This is a genomic window from Natronorubrum halalkaliphilum, from assembly GCF_009834785.1.
Lineage (GTDB): Archaea > Halobacteriota > Halobacteria > Halobacteriales > Natrialbaceae > Natronorubrum > Natronorubrum halalkaliphilum.
Window position 1 is genome coordinate 1 of sequence record NZ_WUYX01000023.1, and the last position, 17,882, is coordinate 17,882.

Below are 17,882 nucleotides of genomic sequence, written 5' to 3' on the forward strand. Positions count from 1 at the left end.
TACTCACCATCTCTCTTCACGATCAGCGGCGGTCGCTTACCGTTGAGGTTGCGGTTTCAGTACCGAACTTTGTGAGGTACTGAGCATCCGTTTTGAATTCACCAGCAACTATCTTAGAGTCGTAAAATACATATCTACCATCATCTTTCAGCTCACCTTCGATATCAACTTCACCGATGGGTACTCCCCCATAGTGCTGAATCAATGTTCCTGAGACCTCGAAAGACTCACCAACCTCAAATGGAGAACGATCTATTCGGGCTTCTCGCGCTTCATCCTCGGACTCTTCTATTTTCGAAATAACCTCATCAATATCCTCGCAATCATCCATATAGTTCGCAGTGAGACTTAATATTCTTCTCGAGAAATTCCGTAACCGAGTCAGTTGATATTCTAATTTCGGAATATTATATTCTGCATTATGCACAATCATACTTCTAGTCTCATACATATCTCTCAAAGCTCTCTCTGTTTGTGGTTTGTATTCCTCTAATACTTGTAACAATCTTACCGCCCGTGTGTTGAGTGCTGATTTTTCCTCACCTCTTCCAGAGACAAGAAGACTTTCTAAGGAAATCACCATTTTTAAAAACTCTTCTTCTGATTCCGAACTCTGGACGGCGTAACGATGCCATCTTAAACTGTTTCTGAAATTTTGTTGTAACTCAGTTTTCTTTCCTCGGTCAAAGTACGATGAAAAGAGTTGAACTTTCTCAGTGACATCCTCCCTCTCTTTCCCGGTCATATATGGAAGGGTCTTTTCAGAACCCAAAGGCCTGAGCTCTCCAGAATCTGTTTCTTTATAGAATGATCCATGGGAATCATAAAATGGAGGCTCAATTACCCCTCGATCCTCACCAAAATTGAGCACATCAAATGCCATTGATATCCTTTCCTTTGCTCGTCGTCGGCTAGCTCTACTCAAATCATATTTTACTTCAACAGAGGCAAAGATATCAATCCCTTTTTCAAAAACTTGGGAATCCTCTTTAATAGAGGGGTCTTCAAATAATGAATTGCTCAAGCGTGAATCAAAGTCGACTTCATCAGAATCCCTTTTACTAAATGTAATACCATCAATCTCTATTCCTTCTAATTCCATAGGGAATTCGGGTATTGGCACATAAATAGTTGTGTTATTTTCCTCTAATGATTCAACCTTTTCACATAGGTAGTCTATTCTATCTTCTTTCGTTTCAAACGTCCCTGTGAGAAAACCCCGTAGGAGACTTTCAAAATCCTTCTCCCGCCAACTCTCAATTGTTAGTTCAGAAGAGAGGTCCTCAATATAGCGATAAAGATCCTCGTCATTTAGACAACTTTCTTGGTGCAAATGACTTCTAAGCTGAGCTGATAAATGCTTTCGATAGTCCTCTCGTAGTTCAGGAGCAGAGAGCTTTCGGTTGAGCTCATTAATTGAGTCCTTAAGTTGATCATAGCTTACTTCGTCACGTGCAGCTTCTTGAGCCGTTTCTTCAAACACATTCAGCAGTTTGTTATATATTGCATCGGCATTTTGATCGATGGCCTCTTCTTCGAAATAGTCGCCAACTTCGCTTCTATCAAATTCAAAATTCTCACGGAGTTTTTCTCGCAGTTCATTACGTTGATTCGAATAATTCGTCGTATCTATCTCGACTCCCTCACACAATTCCGGAACATTCTCCTTGAAAAAGTCGATAGATATCAAATCATCAATTTCTGTATTTAAAGACTCGATGAAGCTTTCCGCCTCGTCAATACGGTTATCAGTAAGTAATTTTGAAATTGTATCCAATAAATTCTGGACTTCTACTCTCTCACTCGTGAACTCTTCTTCTTCATCAATCGCCAAAAGCCAAACGTCTGAGAAATCCAATAAATGATCACAATCTGTTCGGCAATTCCAATGGCGTTTTTTCGTCATATTCTACTCTCAACTGAGAAGCACCAATAGCTTCGCATAAGACATATCTCTTACAGAATTCGATCGCTAGCTTGATATCAAGATATCTTGTAGCCTTCCTTAAAATAGCAGTGTAATAAAATCAGGTAGAACCATCTATTTACTCGGATGAAACTAGTGTTAGAACTCTACTTCAGTCGGATATGCTGCTGTTCTGTCGATGCCATCGAGCTTCTTGGATCAGGTCATAGACGTATTGGCTAAGACTACAGCCCTGTTCTTCAGCTTCTTTCATCCATTCACCTTTGTGCTGACGATGACAATATACCTCGAGACTCGTCGTGTCCTCGTTTAGGTTTCTGATCTCGTCACTCGCTCGTCGTGGTGCCGGTGGGACTTCGGACATGCGAAAACACCATATAGATAGACGCTATATCAGATAATAATGATACCGACAAGTGGCTCACTGGTATCGATCCTTCTTAGATAATATCGTGGTACTGGTAAGTCGTTCCTGTTCGAGTGCCGAGGCCATCAATTTACATGCACCACTACACATTCTTATCGATAATCTATTAAGTATAGATCCGAATCCGATTTTCTCGACCGACGGGTGAACCGATTCGGTTCCATGAATCATCACTTCCGCTCGGTTATCCGAGGTATACGTTATTTCGATTTCGTCGTTCAAGAGTTACCGGAGCGTGCTATGAACGAGCATACCGATCAAAACTCAGTCGATCAGCCCGATCTCGGCGATAAGATTGGGGGCGACGTCTCCGAGACGAGTTCGGTTCTCGGCGACGCGTACCGCGGCGAACTCGACCGGGAGACGACCTGGCGCGAGCGACTCGACCAGACGACGACCTGGGCTGTCACCGTGATGGCCGCCATCCTCACGTGGGCGTTCTCGAGTGCCGACAACCCACATTACGTAATCCTCGTCGGCGTCTTAGCCGTTGCAACGTTCCTTCTGATCGAAGCTCGACGGTATCGCGACTACGACGTCTATCGATCTCGCGTGCGGCTATTTCAGGAGAATCTACTTGCGGGCGTGCTCGATCCGTCTCAAGAACGCGAGCACGAGAATTAGAGAGTCGAGCTCAGCGACGACTACCGAAACCCCACGATCAAGATTACGTTGCTCGAGGCGGTCGCGAACCGGCTGCGGCGCATCTACTTTGCGCTTCTGACCGTGCTGTTACTCGCCTGGGTGTTCAGAGTTACCGCGTTCGTAGTGAGCGACAGTGTGTTCGAGACCGCCGCCGTCGGCGGTTTCCCCGGACTCGCTGTCGTCGTCGTTATCGCGACGTTTTACGCGATCCTCCTTGCGATCATGCTGTGGCCTCGCGATCGCGAGGCAAAAGAAGAGTTCGACGACGAGGAAATCGGCGACTGGAAGGATACCAGCTGAGAGCCGATGAGCTGTCTTGATCTGTGGGTTACAGAGCCCTGATCTCTTCCAGAACTAATTCTAACTCCAAATCAGTCCGCGAGTGAGTTCGGCGGTTGATCCCGACGGGGAAGTCGATAGTCGATTCACCAGGCGTTGGGCTCACCCGCATGCTTGGCTCTAGACACCTCCCGACTCGGATTGGCCCACCGACCGACGACTGTCCCGCCGGTACGTTTTCTATTGTCCGAGTGAATGTCACTTGTAATGGACGATATCGGTCCCCAGGGGAACGACCAATCCGAAGATTTCGAGTCGATCCTGCGGTCGACAACCGCCGATCGAGTGCCGCCGTCGGGAAAGGGCGAGGTGACAGTTGTTGAGTCAGCACCCGAGTCGACGGCCGATAGCGCCGGGATTCGCGAGTCGATTGCCCGGACAGATCCCGACGTCGTCGCGGTGGAGGTCGACGATCTTCGGTACGAGGAACTCGTCGGGGAGACCGAGACTGACGTCGACCGCGAGGACGTGGTAAGCGGGACGACGTCGGCACAGTTACTCGGTCACTGGCTGCTCTCTGGAGCGCGAACGCGACTCGAGGGCCGGTCCGACGCCGATCCGGACGCCCACAGTGCAGCGGCGGTGTCGGCTGCAAACGCCCAAAATCTGCCCGTCGCGCTCGTGGATCGGCCGCTCGAGGACACCGTCGCCGATCTCTGGGAGCGACTCTCGCGACGAGCGAAGCTGGCGACTGGAGGTGCCCTCGTCGCCGAGTTCGGCGGGCCGCTGAAAGCCGGCCTCGGGCTGGGATTGTTCTGGGGACTGTTGATCGGGGCGACCGTCCGTCTCGTACAGGACCCCCTGCTCGTCCCCGTCGATGCGCTCTCGAGCGGCGGTTCGGGGGCCGTCGGATCGCTCCTGGGACCGCTGCTCTCGGTTCTCGACGCGGTTCTCCTGATCGTCCTGCTGGGCCTCGCGTTCGGCGTGCCGCTCTGGCTGTTGCTGGCGCGGGCGACCCGGCGATTCGAGAGCGGCGACACTAACCCGACGGCCGCCCAAGATGCCGTTGGAACACTGATAGCGGACCACAGCAGGTCGACGACTGACGCCGACGCGCTCGCCGAACGTCGCGATGGAGTGACTGCGCGACGGCTGCTCGCATTGCGCGAGGCGGGGTACGACGTCCTCGCGGTCGTCAGCGCCGGTCGTCGATCGCGGATCGAACGGTTTCTCGAGGAGCCGGCGTCGGTCCCGCTGACCGCCGTTGAGGAGCCGTCCGGATCCAACCGGCTTCGATCGGTCCTCTACCGCGTCGTCGGCTACGCCTTCACGCTCGGGTTCCTCTCGCTGTTCGGTCTGATGGCCCTCGGCGGCGCACAGGACTGGTTCGTGGTGCAGCTGTTTGCGGCGTGGTTCCTGGTAAACTTCGTCGCCGCGGCGGGCGTCGCCTGGCTCGCGGGCGCTCACTGGACCAGCGCTGGCGCTGGCGGCGCGGTCGCCTGGCTCACCAGCGTCAACCCCTTTATTACGCCAGGGTTGTTCATCGCCTACGTCGAACTGCAGTACACGAGGGTCAAACTCGCCGATATCTTTCAGATCAAAGACACGCTGGCGAAGCGAGAGCGAGGGTTGCTCGAGCGACTCCGCGGGCTTCACGCCGAGGTCGGGCTCTTTCGGCTGCTGGCGATTATGACGGTCGCAAACCTCGCAAGCTTCATCGCGAGCGTGCTGTTCGTCGTCGCCGTCCTCCCGTATCTCGCCGCCGACATCGGCGGCCTCGAGGGCGTCGGCGAGACGCTGCTCGAGGGAATCCATGAGGGCATCCGCATCGTCGAAACCGTTAGCCCGCTGTTCGTCCGCTGAGTTCGGGCGAGACTGACCGACACGACGGTACGGACCACCCGAAGCGACGATCGACCCTACTCGTCGCCACGAGCGGCCTCGAACATGTCGATAGCCGCCTCGCGACGCTCCGCGTGATCGACGATCGGATCCGGATACGCCGATGCGGCGTTCGCTCGCTCATCGGGGTCGAGGGAAACCCAGTCGTGGATCGTCTCGGCGGGAACATCCTCGAGTTCGGGGACGTACGTTCGGATGTACTCGGCGTCGGGGTCGTGACGCTCCCCCTGGGTCATCGGGTTGAAGATCCGGAAGTACGGTTGTGCGTCGGTGCCGGTTCCGGCCGCCCATTGCCAGCCGCCGACGTCGTTTGCGGTGTCGTGATCCGCGAGTTTCTCGCGGAACCAGGCGTACCCCTCGCGCCAGTCGAGCAGCAGGTCCTTCGTCAGGAACAACGCGACGATCATTCGCAGGCGGTTGTGCATGAACGCCTCGGCTCGAAGCTGGCGCATCCCGGCGTCGACGATCGGATACCCGGTCTTCCCGTCCTTCCAGGCCTGGAGTGCGCCAGCATCGGTTCGCCACTCAATCGGGTTCTCGTAGGACCGGTAGTTCGTCGTGACGGTGTTCGGATTCGCGGCGAGTACGTGGGCGTAGAACTCGCGCCAGGCGAGTTGGGATTCGAACTCCTCGCAGGAGTCGGCCGCTGCGTCGTCCGGCGCCTCCGATTTCGCGCGCTCGAGCGCCTCGTACACCGTGCGGATACCGATGGTTCCCCACTTGAGGTGGGCCGAGAGGCCGGAGGTGACGTCGGCCGTGGGGTCGTCTCGCCGGTCTGCGTATCGATAGATTGGCTCGGCACAGAACGTCTCGAGCCGACGACGTGCAGCCTCCATCCCGCCGTCGGAAATATCTGCTTCGGGCTCGTCGAAGCCGAGGGCGTCCTGCGACGGAAGCGAGTCCCCGGAGACCGACGCCAGTTGCTCGGTGTTCGGTTCCGGGACGGGCGACTCCTTCTCTCGGTCGCGCCATTTCTTCCAGAAGTACGAGTAGACGGCGTACGTCTCGCCTTGCTGGGTGGTAATCGAGCCGGGTTCGAACAGGAGCGCGTCGTCGACGGACGCGGCCTCGAGTCCGGCGTCAGTTAGCGCCTCGCGGACCGCCTCGTCTCGCTTGCTGGCAAGCCCGGAGTAGTCACGGTTCCACGACACGCGCTCTGCGCCGTGCTCGCGGGCGATCCGCGGCAGTTCGTCTCGGGGATTACCGATGGCGACCAGGAGGTCACTGCCGCGCTCGCGATACCAGGCCCGGAGTTCCGAGAGCGACTCGAGCATGAACGCCACTCTGGGCGGCGAGGCGAACTCGAGGACGGACGGGTCGAAGACGAACGCGGGTATCACCGACCCCGCTTTCGCCGCGGCGGAAAGCGAGCGATTGTCCGCGGCTCGGAGGTCTCGGCGGTGCCAGTGAACGTTCATAACGCGGTGAGGTCACCGTTCGGTGTCGTAGTTATCCCACTGACCGTCCCAGGAGGGCCCGACCGTGTTCCCCCAGATCGGGCTGTGTATCCGCGGCTCATAGTGTGACCCCTCCCGCTCAAACCTTATCGATTTCTCCTAACAATCCAATTTCCTAACGAGATGCCAGTTCCACAACCGGCTTCGATCGACCTTGAGGAGACCGAGCCGAAACGCGACAGGAGTGATTCACCGCCCAGTCTGACGCTCGCTCGAGGGTCACGGCTTTCTACAACCTGTTTTGAGACCGTGTTCGGCCGGTAACCAGCGTCCGAACGAACCGTATCGCGAGCCCTTTAGCGCGGGCTTCGTTTCGCGTTCGAACGCGCCACTGCAAAGCGTGAAGCCGGTCACCGACGCACAATCCTTATTCGCCGTAGTTGATGAGATGGGGTATGCAAATCGATCGGACGGAGTTACGAAAGGGACTGGCGAGGACGTGTCCGTACCTCCTTTCCCACCACCTGCCGTCCGAGCGGGATCGGTGTTACTCGCCGACGGTCTTCGGACGACGGATTCACCTCTGTGCGCGCTGTACGGGAATTTATCCGGGGATACTCGTCGCGCTCGTCGCCTCGATGTTCGCGTCCGGTCTCGCGCATTCGTCGACCGCTGCCCTGTTCGTCGTCCTCGCGTTTCCGCTGCCCGCACTCGTCGACTGGACGATCACGACGTTCACCGAGCGTTCGGGCTCGAACGGCGTTCGAACGATGACGGGTGTGTTGCTCGGATACGGATACGGTGTCGGCCTCTCCCAGCTGTTTCTTGCAGCTGACTTTCGCATCGCTGCCGTGGGTATCGTTTACGGAGTCACCGCCGGGATACTCATTTATACATCACAACGCAACCAGTCGCCGTATGAGTAACATTTTATGACTACTGTGACAACTCGAAACAGGCTCTAGAATGAAATACTGTCTCGACTGTGGGGAGCAGATCGACGCCGACGCAGAGCTCTGTCCGAGCTGTGGCGTTACCCAGACGACCACGCTCGAGGGGCAACGCAAGGATCGAGCCGAGAACGAGAAATACTGTTTCGAGTGTGGCGAGCTAATAAACAAAAAGGCGGAGATCTGTCCGGAGTGTGGCGTGAGACAGTACGGTGGTGGTAGCAGCGCCAGCTCCGATAAGATCGTCGCCGGGATTCTGGCCCTGTTGCTCGGTGGAATCGGCGCGCACAAGTTCTACCAGGGGAACATCAAGTACGGCGTCCTTTACCTGTGTTTCTTCTGGACCGGTATTCCCGCGCTCCTCGGACTCATCGAGGGGATCATCATGCTGATCGCGGACGATCTGGAGTACGAACAAAAGTACGCTGACGGGAGCATCTTCGGGAAGCTGTAGAGCCGAGAGCGTCGGATCGGATACAGTAGCCACTGGAAGTCAGTGGACACCCGATCGCACGACGGGAGCGCGGTTCGGAGCCGAGGGGTGAGAACCGCGGACAGTGCGATCGGTGTGTAAACAGTTCCAGTTGTTACTATACCGAGTATTCGAGGGTACCGAGCGTACGACTTCCGCCTCTGATCGATCACTCCGGCGGGGCGACTTCGACCGGTTCGTTGTTGCCACAGCCGTGGCCGTATATCAGCCGGATCTCCCTGTCGCGGTCGGCCGGGTCGTCGATCGTCTCGAGGGTGACGTCCTCGATGCCATAGTACATGTTGACGTGTGTTAGCTCTACGTCCCGATCTTCCTGCCAGGTCTCACAGTAGTGCGTTGCGAGCGTCGCCGAAACGAGATCGTCGGGCCCGCCGCGTCGGACGCTGTTCATGTAGAACCGTTCCCGGTACGTGTCGAACTGTTGCTGGAGTTCGTCGTGGGGCCTGTCGTAGGTGTGTTCTCTGTCGTTGTAGACGTCGATCACCTCCCCGTCTGCGGTCGCCGCCGGAAAGACGTAGTACCGATCCGAAGTCCGAGGATGGGGAGCGAAGACGCTCCAGTCCGGTTGCTGGACGGCAACGGTCGCTGCAGTGTCGTCAACCCGTTCCTTGGGGCCGCCCTCGTCGTCGACGAACCCGCCGATCGGCATGTGTGAAACCGCCGGAATCACCAGCAACGAAGTGACCGCGATGACCAGGGCGATACTGTAGAGCCCGCTGGTAATCCGCTCGTGGGTTCGAGCGTCGACTCCGAACTGGGGGAGTCGTGCCCCGAGTCGCTCGAGTCGGGCGTACGGTGGCGTCACGCGGGCTCGGTCGAGCGGAGGGGCCCGTAGCAGGGCGTTCGCGTCGTCCCAGAACTGCGTCTGGAGGAAGAGGACCAGCCCCGCAATCGCCACGTACGGGAACGCGCCGATCCGGACCGTGATCGCAAAGGAGGCGTGGCCGCCGATGAACATGGCGACGAGAAACAGACGCGCCCGACCGCGGAGGACGAGGAGGAGCCACGAGAACAGCAGCATGTAGTACCACGTCAGTCCGCCGTACTGGAGCAGCGTCGGGAACGACCGCATGAATTCGCCGAGCAGGAAGGTGGTATTGTCCAGCCCCATGATCAACGGGGTTGCTTCCCCGCCGGTCCACAGCTCGGACTCTCGCTTGTGATACCCGTTGAGAAAGTACATGTAGACGATTTGAACCAGTATTGCGGCAGAAGCGAGGCTCGTGATCCGCGCTCTCGGTTCCGAGTCGGCGTGAACGGCGTCGACCGACCATCGTTCGCCGAGCGGGAGAAAGATCGCCCAGAACAGGAGCAGTCGGAAGAGGACGTCGGCGTAGCTGAGAACCAACGGGTTGTGGTGATCCAGCGAGATGACCAGAAGGAAGGAGAGAACGGTTGCGATCGTCGTTCGGTATCCGATGAGTAACTGGAGGGCGATCAGGACTTGCACTACGAACAGCGCCGCGATCACGGTCGAATCCGTCGTGAGATAGTAGACCGAGATGGCGTTGTCCGGCGTCATTTCCATCGCCAGGGACTGCGGAACGACGCCCTCGTTGGTGTAGAAGAACCCGAAGTTCCGCGACCGGAGCAGGATATCGGCGACGATCAGCAGTGCAGCGGCGATGCGGAAGACGGCCAACGACCGGGTGTCGATACTGACGGACCGAAAATCGATGTACGTCGGATTCGTCGCTCGAGTCCGCACGTGGCGTGCGATAGTGTGGAGAGAACGCATGCGGTTCGAGTCGGCTACTACCACGGACGGCTTTGAGAAGCATATTTGTTTGTTTCAGTTATTTGTCCGACCCGAAAGCTCTATTCCAGACGGCTATAGCAGGGTACTCTCGACGCGTCGTCTCGCTTGACTAGAAACAAACCGAACCGGACTCTCTCATACGATTTACTGTAGTCAATGACCGCCGATCACCGACCCCGTCCCTGGTGATCGGCGGTACATAGTTACAGCAATCCGTATCAGTTCATGCCGTGACGGCCGGCGTCGGATCGTACTCCGAGGATGTCGACGAACTCGGGTTCGAACCCGGGCTGACTTACGCTGTAGGGCGGAACGTCCGGACGGTATCTCGCTTGCCCGACCTGACGTCGACCTCGAGAAAGCCTAATTCGGTGAACACCCGGTTCCAGTTGCGGTGGTACAGGGGAAAGTCGTCGTTGACGTAGGTTACGTCGGGTTGAGTCTGGTTGTCCTGGCTCTCGCCTTCGGGTTCGCCCTCGCTCTCACCTTCGTTCTCGGCCGTGATGAGCAATTCGTCAGTGATCCTCGCCAGATCCTCGAGGACCCACTCGACGTCCGGGTGTAGGTGCTGGAGCGTCTCCACCGAATAGACGACGTCGAACTGGCCCGTCTCGAACTGTCCGACGACGTTTTCGATGGAATCGTGGTAGAACGTTCCGGCGGCGGCAAGGTCGGGATAGGTGTCCGCCATCACCTCGAACGCGTCGTTGTTGACGTCGATTCCGGCCAGCTCTTCGAAGCCGTGTTCGTGGAGGTGGGCGAGGTGCCGACCGGAACTGCAGCCGAGTTCGAGGATGGATGCGTCTCGGGCGACGAACCGCTCGAGGATGCTGCGGATCGTCTCGCTCATCTCGTTCGGCCCGTAGTAGGCGTAATACTCGGGCGAATACTCACCGGATCGTTCCTCCCATCGTCGACGGACCGCCGTTGAATCCACGTGTCACATCCTCGGCGGACACGTAAACGCTCGTCGGACCCACCGCATTCGTTTCGAGCACCGATCCGAGCGTTCACTCGCGAAACTCGGTATCTCACTCGAGTATCCGGCTGTGATCGCTCGCGGGTCGACGACGGTCGATGTACCGTGCCCAGTGTTCGACGGCGTCGGGATCAGATCTCGACCGTTCGACCTGTACTTTATACCCGAAACCGGGACAAATCCGGATCGATGGGAAAGACCTGTCTGAACTGCGGAAAGCCGCTGGGAAGCCACACCACACTCTGTCATGGCTGCGAAGCCGACGGCGTCGATCCGGCGTCGATCACCGATGTCGAGGAGACCGTTCTCGAGCGACTCGAACGCTACTTCATCGTGTCCTCGACGAAGTGTGCCGACTGTGACGACCTCCACGGGACCGTGACGATTGACGGCGAATCGTATACGGCGGCGGATTTCGGCATCGAATCGCTCGAGGAGTGGTCCCTCGAGATGGACGCGGAAGAAGACTGGATGCGAGCGAACCGAGAGACCGTCCGCGCGGCGTTACCGCGTCTCGAAGACGACTGGCCCCGGTCGGTGGCTGCCGTTCGACAGCACGTTTTATAGTCCGCCGCCCGCTCGAGTCGACCGCACGCGAACATACATTCTTGGGGCTGGTGTATCTCTCCGCAATGATCCCGGTCGGACCACCGGACGCGGTGCTCGCACCCGCGTTCGCGGCCGCTCTCGCCCTGATACACCTCTTTGCGGGACGGCTCGGGTTCAGTGCTCGCCGACCCCGCAGTCGGTGGTTGTCCGTCGCGGGCGGCATCTCGGTCGCCTACGTCTTCGTGCACCTCCTGCCCGAGATCGGGGAGGCCGCAGCGACGCTCGAGCGCCGCGGCGGCTCATCCCTGTTCGCCGAGCAGTACGGCTATCTGATCGCGCTGTTCGGCTTCGTCGCGTTCTACGGCCTCGAGCAGCTTGCCCGACGGGGGAACGTCGAGACAAGTCGAGGGAACCGACCTGACGAAACCGCCCTGTTCTGGATTCACGTCGGCTCCTTCGCCGTCTACAACGGGATCATCGGCTACCTCCTTCTGGACCGCGAACTCGGCGGCCTGGTCACGTTTTTCGTCGCGATGGCGCTTCACTTCGTCGTCACCGACGCGGGACTTCGGGAGCACCACGGGCCGACGTACGATCGGCGGGCTCGATGGGTGCTCGCGACGGCCGTGCTCGTCGGATTCGCCGGCGGGTACGCGCTCGAGGACGCCGACTTACTCATCGCGGTCTTCGTTCCGTTTCTGGCCGGAGGCGTTATTCTCAACGTGATCAAGGAGGAACTGCCGTCCGATCGCGAAAGTCGATTCTGGGCGTTTGCGCTCGGCGGAGCGGGCTACGCCGCGTTGTTGCTGTTCGTTTGAGTTCGCTTCGGGGCGAATCTCGACGGCCGTACCGCACTCGGAACCGATCATGTCATCGAACTCGCTGACTCCGGTTTCGAAGACGAACCGCTTTTGCGGTGATTGCCCCAATCGGCGGTATGGAGAAACTCCTCGCGTCGCTCGACGATGCACCGATCATCGACAAAGACGGCTACGAGTACCTCGTCCACCCGATCAGCAACGGCGTACCGATGCTCGACCCGGCGCTGTTGCGCGAGGTCACCGTCGAGGTCATGCAGACGGCCGATCTGGACGTCGACAAGATCGTGGCTCCCGAGGCGATGGGCATTCACCTCGCGACCGCGGTCTCGCTCCAGAGCGACATTCCGCTCGTCGTGATCCGAAAACGCGCCTACGGCCTCGAGGGTGAGGTGTCGTTACACCAGCAGACGGGCTACTCCGAGTCGGAGATGTACATCAACGACGTCCATCCGGGCGATCGGGTGGTTATCGTCGACGACATGCTGTCGACCGGCGGCACGCTGGCGTCGATTTGCCAGGCCTTGGACGATATCGGTGCCGAAATCGTTGATATCGTCGTCGTCATGCGGAAGGTCGGCGACTCCGCGCTCGACGATACCGAATTCGAGGCCACGAGCCTCATCGATATCACCGTCGAGGACGGCGAAGTCACGGTTCACTGATGCGGATTGCTGTAACTATGTACCGCCGGTCACCAGGGACGGGGTCGGTGATCGGCGGTCATTGACTACAGTAAACCGTATGATACTGCTGGACAGAACTATTCGAAGATCGGTCGCGCTACTGCGGCCGTCATCCTCGAGAACGGCCGCGAATTCGCGACCGACTTCTCATCGACTGCTGTCCGACAGTATGAAGCGCCGACCCAGCAGGTGAACTGTTTCCCCGTGCCCACTATTATGCAAGAATGTGGTCACAAATGCCTATTTCACCCCTCGAGTTGAGCGTACTTACGAATCCTTTTGTACACCGACTCGCAACGTGGCGGCCATAGCATGTCGACTGAATCCGATGGGGGCATTCAACTCGAATACGGACTCGACGACAAACCACCGTGGCCGAAGTCACTCCTGCTCGGCCTCCAGCACGTCGCAGTGATGATCGTTCCCGCGACGGCGGTCGCGTTCGTCGTCGCGGGCGACGTGGGACTCAGCAGTGCCGACACGGCGTACATCGTCCAGATGGTTCTCCTGTTCTCCGGGCTGGCGACGATGGTTCAGGCGTACACCGTCGGCCCGGTCGGCGCGCGGCTCCCGATCGTCATGGGCTCGAGTTTCACGTTCGTCGGCGCGTCGATCACGATCGGCGTGGACTTCGGGATGGCGGCAGTGTTCGGGGCGATACTCGTCACCGGGTTCGCCGTCGAGGGGCTCATCGGCTGGCAGTTCAAGCGGATCAAACCCTTCTTCCCGCCGTTGGTGACCGGCCTCGTCGTCGTCATCATCGGGCTGTATCTCATCCCCATCGCCATGGAGTACGCCGCCGGCGGCGTCGGCGATCCGGACTTCGGCGCGGCTCACAACATCGCGCTGGCGTCGCTCGTCCTGTTCATCGCGGTCGCGCTCAACATGCTCACGCGAGGCGTCACGCGGATTCTGAGCATTCTCGTCGCACTCGCCGTCGGCTACGCCGTCGCCGTCCTCTTCGGGCTGGTCGATTTCAGTCCGATCGGCGAGGCCGCCTGGGTCGCGATCCCCGAACCGACCCGATTCGGCGTCGAGTTCGAGCCGATCGCGATCGTCATGTTTGCGTTCCTCTTTCTCGTCTCCGCCATGGAGACGGTCGGCGACATGTCCGGCGTTACGGCGGCCGAGGGTCGTAACCCGACGAACGAAGAGTTCCGTGGCGGGCTGTTCAACGACGGCCTGTTGAGTTCGATCGGGTCTATCTTCGCCGCGTTCCCGATCACATCGTTCTCGCAGAACGTCGGCATCGTCAACTTCACCGGCGTAATGAGCCGCCACGTCGTCGGAATCAGCGGTGCCATCCTCGCCGTGCTCGGCCTCAGCCCGAAAGTCGGTGCCGTCGTCACGACGATCCCCAGCGCGGTCTTCGGCGGCGCAGTCTTGCTCATGGCCGGGATGGTCGCGGCGAGCGGCGTTCGACTGATCGTAACCCGGACGGAACTCGAGCGCCGGAATACGGTCATCATCGCCGTCGCGCTCGGCCTCGGCCTCGGCGTCGCGACGACCCCCGAAGCGCTCGCGGGGCTTCCGTCTGCAGTCGAGCGGTTCGTCGGCGAACCCGTTATCATGACCGCACTGTCGGCACTGGTGCTCAACACGTTCGTTCCCGGCGAGCAGAGCCCCCTCTTTGACGCCGCTCCCGTCGACACTGCCGGCGAGTCCGCGAAGATCGAACCCAGCGACGATTGACCGCCGTCGTCGCTCTCGGCTGTCGCTTTTCGTTCGTACACACTCGAGACTCGACGCGAGTGAGAGTCGTTGAACTCGATCTCACGGATCGCGGGCCACGGGCTAATCGGACCGATACTGCCGGACGGAACTCTCGTGAGCGGTCGCCGTCCCGTCCGGCGAATCTTCTTCAGTGACTTCCGCCGGCAGTGTAAAAACGTGTGAGAGACGACCCAGCGTCAGTCGGCTGCGGAGATATCCGCGTCCGGGTCGGAATCGCTCTCGAGCGGGCCGATATCGAACGGCAGCAACGGGTCCGTCTCGGCAGTATCCTCGAGCGCGTCGACGCTCCGGATGAGGATCCCCCCGAAGCCGAGGAGGAGGATGGCTTCGACGTAGATGCCGAGGAAGAGACCGACGAAGTCGTCGGTGATACCGACGCCGTTGAGCAGGCCAGCGACGACGAGTCCGACCCAGGCGAGGACGACCAGGTTCCTGAGTTTACTGTAGAGGAGTGCTCGCTCCCCGCTGATGGTTTCAATGGCCCGCATGAACGGACCGAACAGGAGGTACACGCCGACGAACAGGGCGGCAAACGTACTTAGCGTCAGGAACAGGCCGACGGCTCCATCGACGCTCCAGCTTGCGTACGTGATCCAGAGGCGCGCAAGAACGACGCCGAGCAGTGCCAGCGTCAGCCGTCGCCCGGCGTTAGCGACCGCTCCGACGACGAAACAGATCGCGATCCACACGACAGAATAGCCAGCAAAGCGAGTGAAATCGGTCTCCATTCCGGCCAGTTCCACGGGCACCATAATCAGATACGCAACGCCCATTCCTCCGCAGGCCACGGTCGCAGCGTAGCCGTACGGCCGACAGGCAGCCGGCAGCCGGAACGTCCCCAGCAGGAATAACAGCGCACCGGTCACGAACAGTGCGCCCGAACCTGCGAGGATGTACGTCATCGAAATCACGACCACTCACCTCCCGCGGGAGCGACATCCGTCGGTGGCATCGTGGCAATCCTCGCGCCGCATCGACGCCGAATCCGCTCGAGACGTTGCCAGTCGAGTTTTACGCGGTCACTCATTGTGGTCGATACCCTTGTTCACGGCTCCGAAGTGGCTGTTCATCGTCTCTCTCACTGTCTCCTCGTCGATGTGATAATTGTTATTGCCAACCGGGTCTCGACTCGCCGCTCCGCAGTGCGTTCGGGATCCAGACGGCCCGCTGTCAGTCAGTGTCAGAGGACTGCGAGCAGGCTGGCGATCGCTCCGAGATACAGCTTCAGCGGCCCGTATCAGCCTTAGTCCAACAGATCGTCGTCGAACGGCTCCGCGGACTCCCAGTAGTCGGCGATCGCGTTCTGAGCCCACGACCGAACCACCTCGTCGTCGGTATCGATCGACGCGCGCAGAACGCCCTGCTCGTCTCTGACGAGGAGGTAGACGACGTCGTCGAGGACCATGACCGCGAGCGGAATGTCCTCGTTCCGGATCCGTACCGACGCCTCGTCGGCCGCAAGCAGCGTCTCGAGGCGCTCTCGAAGCTCCGTCTCGTCGGCGAGCGCTTCGATCGCGTTCTGGGAAAAGACGCCGCTGAACGTCTGTTCGCCGCTCGTCGCCCGCTCCTGGACGACCGTCAGGGTCTGTTCGTTGAACGCGTGCGAGACCGTCCGCACGTCGTCGGCGTCCTCGAGCAACTCGAGCAGCCGCGACAGCGGTGCGTTCGGCCGCGTCTGACTGGGAGTGGTGATCGTCGCGTCGGCCAACCGTTCCAGGTCGAATCCCATCGCTTCGGTCGGCAGGTACTCGACGACGTCGCGAAGGCGCTGTTCGGTTTCGATGATCTCCTGTAGGTCGGTAAACCCGGATGCGACGAGTTGGCCGGTGGCCGTCGCGCCGTACTCGCTCCCGCTGTGTTCGATCCACGACCGATCTTGAAAATCGCCGAGAATGCGTCCGAGCGTCGCCTGCGACGCGCCGGTCGCCGCGGCCAGTTCGTTTCTGCTGTACTCGCGCTCCGACAACAGCCGAAGCACGTCGACGCGGTTCGCCGAAAGCGCGAGGAACTCGATCTCCTCGAGTGCCGATTCCATACGGTTACTTCCGGCCGCTTCGGGAAAGTACTTTCGAACTGTGAAATAGTTTCACACCGTGATGTGGCGTGAATCGTGGTTCACAGTTTCGCGGCCCCAATCCATTTCTTGGCTATGTGTACAAACTTCGCCCTGAAATACTTTCTGAACGAAACTATATGCGCTGATGTCCTACGGTATTGTAAGATGATTCCCGCTTTCGCCACGTCGATCGGTCGTCGGTCGGCGCGGTCACTTGCTCCCCGCGGAACCGAGGTGAAACCGTAAGTGATCGACCGTCGCACGCTCGTCTTCTTCGTCCTCTCGAGCGTCTTCTTCGGCGGGACCTTCGTCGCCGCGAAAGCCGGGCTCGAGTACTTCCCGCCGCTGCTGTTCGTGGCGCTCCGGTTCGACGTCGCGGCGCTCGTCATGCTGGGCTACGTCGCGCTCACCGCCTCGCGCGAGGAACTCCGGCCCAGAACGCGAGGGGACGTCGTCGGCATCCTCGCGACCGGCGGCCTCGTGATCGGTCTCTCGAACGCACTGTTGTTCGTCGGCCAGCAGTACGCGACCAGCGCCGTCGGTGCGATCGTCTTCAGTCTCAACCCCATCCTGACGCCGGTATTTGCTGCCGTCCTTCTCTCGGACGAGCGCCTCTCACCCCGCGGCGCGGCCGGAATGGTCCTCGGGCTTCTCGGCGTCGCGCTCGTCGTCAGTCCCGATCCGGCGAACCTGCTGGGCGGCGGCGACGCCCTCGGCCGAGCGATCCTGTTCGCCGGCGCGATCAGCGCCGCCCTCGGCGCGGTCCTCATCCGCCGGGTCGCACTGGACGCGACCCTCTCGAGTACGGCCCGGATCGCCTGGGGACTGCCCGTCGCCGCGGTCCTCTGTCACGGCTTCGCCTGGTCGGCCGGCGAGTCGACGAGCGCGATCACGTGGTCAGCGGGCGCGCTCGTCGCGCTCGGCTACGTAAGCATCGTCGCCGGCGTCCTCGCGTACATCGCCTACTTCGGGCTGCTCGAGACGACGGGCGCGATTCAGGCCAACCTGATCTTCTACGTCGTGCCGGTCGTCTCGACGCTGGGCGGCTGGGCGCTGCTCGGCGAGTCCATCGCGCCGCTGGCGGTCGTCGGCTTCCTGACCATCTTTGCCGGCTTCGCGGTCCTCGGCAGCGAGTCCGTCGACGTCCGATCGCTGCTCCCCGCAGCGCTGACCGACGCGTCGGTTTCCGAGGACGGTTCGACGGTGGCCGAGGAACCCCGGGGCTACCGTTCCGACTGATCGGAGCTCAACACACGTCGTCTCCGTCTCTTTTCACCGTCA

14 protein-coding genes and 1 pseudogene are annotated in these 17,882 nt (G+C 59.5%); 9 read left to right on the forward strand and 6 right to left on the reverse strand.

All coding sequences use genetic code 11. The annotated features are described in order from the left end of the window. Window positions 1–22: 22 nt before the first annotated feature. The gene (locus GS429_RS06075) at window positions 23–1,906 is read right to left on the reverse strand and encodes a HEPN domain-containing protein (protein ID WP_160063684.1); all 1,884 of its coding nucleotides are present in this window, start codon (window positions 1,904–1,906) and stop codon (window positions 23–25) included. Between the two features lie 688 nt (window positions 1,907–2,594). Here GS429_RS06075 and GS429_RS06080 point away from each other — a divergent pair. Further along, window positions 2,595–3,299 (forward strand): annotated as a pseudogene (locus tag GS429_RS06080) (DUF2270 domain-containing protein). Window positions 3,300–3,545: 246 nt separating this feature from the next. After that, entirely contained in the window at window positions 3,546–5,141 is a 1,596-nt protein-coding gene (locus tag GS429_RS06085; protein ID WP_160063686.1) for a conjugal transfer protein TraB, read from the forward strand. A gap of 56 nt (window positions 5,142–5,197) precedes the next feature. Here GS429_RS06085 and GS429_RS06090 read toward each other — a convergent pair whose 3' ends face one another. Continuing rightward, the gene (locus GS429_RS06090; protein WP_160063688.1) at window positions 5,198–6,598 is read right to left on the reverse strand and encodes a cryptochrome/photolyase family protein; all 1,401 of its coding nucleotides are present in this window, start codon (window positions 6,596–6,598) and stop codon (window positions 5,198–5,200) included. A gap of 434 nt (window positions 6,599–7,032) precedes the next feature. Here GS429_RS06090 and GS429_RS06095 point away from each other — a divergent pair, with 434 nt between their 5' ends. Together GS429_RS06095 and GS429_RS06100 are read left to right on the forward strand one after the other, a co-directional pair. Then, window positions 7,033–7,503 carry a DUF2085 domain-containing protein gene (locus GS429_RS06095; RefSeq protein WP_160063690.1) on the forward strand — a complete coding sequence of 157 codons (471 nt, stop codon included), beginning with the start codon at window positions 7,033–7,035 and terminating at the stop codon, window positions 7,501–7,503. Between the two features lie 40 nt (window positions 7,504–7,543). Next, window positions 7,544–7,981, forward strand: a complete 438-nt coding sequence (locus GS429_RS06100) for a TM2 domain-containing protein (protein ID WP_160063692.1) — start codon at window positions 7,544–7,546, stop codon at window positions 7,979–7,981. 187 nt (window positions 7,982–8,168) lie between these two features. Here the strand turns inward: GS429_RS06100 and GS429_RS06105 are convergent, their stop codons facing one another. Together GS429_RS06105 and GS429_RS06110 are read right to left on the reverse strand one after the other, a co-directional pair. Then, window positions 8,169–9,758: an HTTM domain-containing protein gene (locus tag GS429_RS06105; RefSeq protein WP_160063694.1), complete on the reverse strand. Its 1,590-nt coding sequence runs from the start codon at window positions 9,756–9,758 to the stop codon at window positions 8,169–8,171. 316 nt (window positions 9,759–10,074) lie between these two features. After that, window positions 10,075–10,716 (reverse strand): class I SAM-dependent methyltransferase, encoded by a 642-nt coding sequence (locus GS429_RS06110; protein ID WP_328821268.1) that lies wholly within the window; start codon window positions 10,714–10,716, stop codon window positions 10,075–10,077. Window positions 10,717–10,947: 231 nt separating this feature from the next. Here GS429_RS06110 and GS429_RS06115 point away from each other — a divergent pair, with 231 nt between their 5' ends. The 4 genes from GS429_RS06115 to GS429_RS06130 all read left to right on the forward strand — a co-directional run bounded on the left by GS429_RS06115 (window position 10,948) and on the right by GS429_RS06130 (window position 14,503). Next, the gene (locus GS429_RS06115) at window positions 10,948–11,325 is read left to right on the forward strand and encodes a hypothetical protein (protein WP_160063696.1); all 378 of its coding nucleotides are present in this window, start codon (window positions 10,948–10,950) and stop codon (window positions 11,323–11,325) included. A 65-nt stretch (window positions 11,326–11,390) separates the two neighbouring features. After that, window positions 11,391–12,125, forward strand: a complete 735-nt coding sequence (locus tag GS429_RS06120) for a hypothetical protein (RefSeq protein ID WP_160063698.1) — start codon at window positions 11,391–11,393, stop codon at window positions 12,123–12,125. 119 nt (window positions 12,126–12,244) lie between these two features. Continuing rightward, window positions 12,245–12,790 carry a hypoxanthine/guanine phosphoribosyltransferase gene (hpt, locus tag GS429_RS06125; protein ID WP_160063700.1) on the forward strand — a complete coding sequence of 182 codons (546 nt, stop codon included), beginning with the start codon at window positions 12,245–12,247 and terminating at the stop codon, window positions 12,788–12,790. A gap of 333 nt (window positions 12,791–13,123) precedes the next feature. Further along, window positions 13,124–14,503, forward strand: coding sequence for a uracil-xanthine permease family protein (locus GS429_RS06130; protein ID WP_160063702.1), 1,380 nt, complete (start codon window positions 13,124–13,126; stop codon window positions 14,501–14,503). Window positions 14,504–14,721: 218 nt separating this feature from the next. Here GS429_RS06130 and GS429_RS06135 read toward each other — a convergent pair whose 3' ends face one another. Both GS429_RS06135 and GS429_RS06140 read right to left on the reverse strand, forming a co-directional pair. Then, window positions 14,722–15,447, reverse strand: a complete 726-nt coding sequence (locus GS429_RS06135) for a bacteriorhodopsin (protein ID WP_235920751.1) — start codon at window positions 15,445–15,447, stop codon at window positions 14,722–14,724. Window positions 15,448–15,788: 341 nt separating this feature from the next. Beyond that, window positions 15,789–16,580: a helix-turn-helix transcriptional regulator gene (locus tag GS429_RS06140; protein ID WP_160063706.1), complete on the reverse strand. Its 792-nt coding sequence runs from the start codon at window positions 16,578–16,580 to the stop codon at window positions 15,789–15,791. A 267-nt stretch (window positions 16,581–16,847) separates the two neighbouring features. Here GS429_RS06140 and GS429_RS06145 point away from each other — a divergent pair, with 267 nt between their 5' ends. Continuing rightward, the gene (locus tag GS429_RS06145) at window positions 16,848–17,840 is read left to right on the forward strand and encodes a DMT family transporter (RefSeq protein ID WP_328821269.1); all 993 of its coding nucleotides are present in this window, start codon (window positions 16,848–16,850) and stop codon (window positions 17,838–17,840) included. The last annotated feature ends 42 nt before the right edge of the window (window positions 17,841–17,882 follow it).

Excerpts from the sequence above, each read along its gene's own strand:
- GS429_RS06075 (WP_160063684.1), bottom strand. The coding sequence starts at position 1,906 with ATGACGAAAAAACGCCATTGGAATTGCCGAACAGATTGTGATCATTTA.
- GS429_RS06085 (WP_160063686.1), top strand. The coding sequence starts at position 3,546 with ATGGACGATATCGGTCCCCAGGGGAACGACCAATCCGAAGATTTCGAG.
- GS429_RS06090 (WP_160063688.1), bottom strand. The coding sequence starts at position 6,598 with ATGAACGTTCACTGGCACCGCCGAGACCTCCGAGCCGCGGACAATCGC.
- GS429_RS06095 (WP_160063690.1), top strand. The coding sequence starts at position 7,033 with ATGCAAATCGATCGGACGGAGTTACGAAAGGGACTGGCGAGGACGTGT.
- GS429_RS06100 (WP_160063692.1), top strand. The coding sequence starts at position 7,544 with ATGAAATACTGTCTCGACTGTGGGGAGCAGATCGACGCCGACGCAGAG.
- GS429_RS06105 (WP_160063694.1), bottom strand. The coding sequence starts at position 9,758 with ATGCGTTCTCTCCACACTATCGCACGCCACGTGCGGACTCGAGCGACG.
- GS429_RS06115 (WP_160063696.1), top strand. The coding sequence starts at position 10,948 with ATGGGAAAGACCTGTCTGAACTGCGGAAAGCCGCTGGGAAGCCACACC.
- GS429_RS06120 (WP_160063698.1), top strand. The coding sequence starts at position 11,391 with ATGATCCCGGTCGGACCACCGGACGCGGTGCTCGCACCCGCGTTCGCG.
- hpt (WP_160063700.1), top strand. The coding sequence starts at position 12,245 with ATGGAGAAACTCCTCGCGTCGCTCGACGATGCACCGATCATCGACAAA.
- GS429_RS06130 (WP_160063702.1), top strand. The coding sequence starts at position 13,124 with ATGTCGACTGAATCCGATGGGGGCATTCAACTCGAATACGGACTCGAC.
- GS429_RS06135 (WP_235920751.1), bottom strand. The coding sequence starts at position 15,447 with ATGACGTACATCCTCGCAGGTTCGGGCGCACTGTTCGTGACCGGTGCG.
- GS429_RS06140 (WP_160063706.1), bottom strand. The coding sequence starts at position 16,580 with ATGGAATCGGCACTCGAGGAGATCGAGTTCCTCGCGCTTTCGGCGAAC.